This is a genomic window from Micromonospora sp. ATA51, from assembly GCF_016802855.1.
Lineage (GTDB): Bacteria > Actinomycetota > Actinomycetes > Mycobacteriales > Micromonosporaceae > Micromonospora > Micromonospora sicca.
In genome coordinates this window covers 1-2,541 of sequence record NZ_JAEVHJ010000544.1, presented here as the reverse complement: position 1 = coordinate 2,541, position 2,541 = coordinate 1, and the positions used below count along the sequence as shown (strand labels likewise).

At 77.4% G+C, this 2,541-nt stretch carries 1 protein-coding gene and 3 pseudogenes; all 4 read left to right on the top strand.

The window, feature by feature from the left end:
- Positions 1-871, top strand: a pseudogene (locus tag JNW87_RS37440) (hypothetical protein); the annotation flags it as partial.
- On the top strand, positions 868-1,326 hold the full coding sequence (locus tag JNW87_RS41890; RefSeq protein WP_375373597.1) for a hypothetical protein: 459 nt from the start codon (positions 868-870) through the stop codon (positions 1,324-1,326). The pseudogene JNW87_RS37440 and the gene JNW87_RS41890, both read left to right, overlap by 4 nt.
- 46 nt (positions 1,327-1,372) lie before the next feature.
- Positions 1,373-2,346: pseudogene (locus JNW87_RS37435) on the top strand (alpha/beta fold hydrolase).
- Between the two features lie 5 nt (positions 2,347-2,351).
- Positions 2,352-2,541 (top strand): annotated as a pseudogene (locus JNW87_RS37430) (hypothetical protein); the annotation flags it as partial.

Sequence of the window (2,541 nt, the reverse complement as noted above, 5' to 3'; positions counted from 1 at the left end):
CCGCTTCGACCGCGCCCCCGCGCCCGCCCCCACGAGCGCACCCCCCTATGCGGCCCGCCGGTCCGCCCCCGAACCGATGCCGACGGCCGAGCCGGTCGCCGACATCCGGCCGGACGACCGGGCGACGGCGATACTGCCGCAGCGCGTCCCCGCAGAACCGGACGTGCCCGTCGTGCCGGAGCCGCCAGCAGTGGAGCCACCCGCCGAAACCCCGGAACTCGCCCGGATCGCCACCCACCTGCGCCGGGACGACGAGCCCGCGCCCCTGCGGGAGCGACCCGAGGGGTTCGACGTGAACGCCATCCTGGACGCCGTCCGGGAGGTCGCCGGCGTCCGGGACGCCGCCCTGCGCCGGACTCCGGCCGGCGCGCACAGCCTCCGGCTCGACCTGGCCGACGGCGCCGACCCGGCCGAGGTGAGCCGCCAGGTGGCGCGGCTGCTCCAGGATCGGATGGGGCTGGCCGCCGCCCCGCAGAACCTGCCGGGGATGCCCGCCACGCCGCCGCCTCCGGTGCGCCGTCGCTCCGAGCGGCGCGCTGCCGAGACGCGCCCCGCCGAGGAGCGCGCCGGCGCCTCGCGTACCGGCCCGGCTCCGGCGGACCCGCGGGCGACGGACAGTCGCGACCCGCGCGCCCCGGAGAGCCGCCCCGGCCAGGAGCCCGAGGGGCGGGCCGGCCGGCTGGCCGAGGCGTCCGACCCGGAGAGCCGTAACGAGGCACGGGCGGAGCCGGAGACGCCGCGCCGGAGACGCCCGGCCGCGCCGCACCGGGGTCGGGCCACGGTGGAGGAGACGTCGCTCGCCGCCGCACCGGCCGCGCCGCCACCGGCAGCCCGGCGACGCTCGGCACGTCGTACTCGGGTGGTCAGATGACCACGACGGAGACCGCGCCCTCCCGACCGCTGGACACCGGCGGCGCGCCGGGGCCCCGGGTGGTGATCGACCACGTCCAGGTGAGCACCTTCGGCCTCGACGCCACCGTCGAGGTCCGCCTGATCGCCGCGGACGCGACCGCCGAGGGCCACTCCACCGGCCCGGCCGTCGACGGCTACGTGCTGCGGCTCTGCGCGGTGGCCGCCGCGGCCGCCGTGGACGAGCTGCTGCGCGGCGCCGTCCAGCCGGGGGACCGGGGGCGCTGTTTCGTGGAGCACACCGCCGTGGTGCCGTTCGGCAACTGCGAGGTCGCCACCGTGGTGGTGCTGCTGGTCTGCGACGGGTGGGTGGAGCAGCTGGCCGGTTCGGCGCTGGTCGCCGGCGACCCCCGGCAGGCGGTGGTCCGGGCGACCCTGGCCGCCGTGAACCGTCGGCTCGAGGCGCTGCTGGCCTGATCCGCGACCGGTGTCGGCCAGCGGTGGCGTGGGAAACACTGGGAGCATGAAGCGCGCCACCCTCTGGCCGGACCATCTCCTGCCGGCGCACCACGTGCCGCCACCCTGGCCCGGCCGCGCGGTACGCCTCGACGGCACGGTCACCTACGTACGGGACACCCCGGCCACCGCGCCCGGCGCGGAGCCGGGGCTCTACGTGCACGGCCTGGGCGGTTCGTCGCAGAACTGGACGGACCTGGCCGGTCTGCTCGCCGACCGGCTGGACGGCCAGGCCATCGACCTGCCCGGCTTCGGGCGCAGCGAGCCGGGCCGGCGCTACACGATCCCCACCTTCGCCGAGCGGGTGGTGCGCTGGATCGAGCACAGCGACCGGGGACCGGTGCATCTCTTCGGCAACTCGCTGGGCGGGGCGATCTCGGTGCAGGTCGCGGCGTCGCGGCCGGACCTGGTGCGGACGCTGACCCTGATCTCCCCGGCGCTGCCGTTCCTGGACTTCCGGCGGTCCCTCCAGGGGCGGATGCTGCCGCTGTTGGCGATCCCCCGGGGCGAGCGGCTGGCCGCCTGGCGGCTGGCCCAGCTCGCTCCGGAGGTGACGGCCCAGCAGGTGATGGAGGCCTGCGTGGCGACCTGTCCCGGATCTGCGACCAGCGCCGGCAGGAGGCGGTCGAGGAGATCCGGATCCGCTACGAGGCCGCGCACTACGCCGCCGCGTACGTCCGGACGTTCCGCGGTCTGGTCTCCAGCTTCCTGCGGTCGTACCTGCCGGGGTCGGGTTCGCTCTGGCGGCTGGCCGCCACGGTGCGGGCGCCCACGCTGGTCGTCGGCGGTCGGCAGGACCGGCTGGTCGACGTCCGGGTGGCGCCGCAGGCGGCCCGGGTCATCCCGGACAGCCGGCTGCTGATGCTCGACGGTGTCGGCCACGTGGCGCAGCTGGAGGTGCCGCGTACGGTGGCGCGGGCGGTGGTGGGGCTGCTCGCCGAAACGGGGGAGAGCGCGCGGGGCCACGACATGGCAGGCTGAGCCGGATGCCCAGTTCCCCCCGGCCGCGCCATGGCTCCGCGCGGCCTGCCCCCGCCGGCTACCGCACCGCTCGACCCGCCGCCCGCCGTTGGCGGCCGGCCATGGTGGTGCTCGCCTTCCTCGTCACCGCCGGGGTCGCCGTCGGCGTGGCGGTGCAGCGGCGCCGCTGCTGCCGGCGCTGCGCAAGGTGGGCTT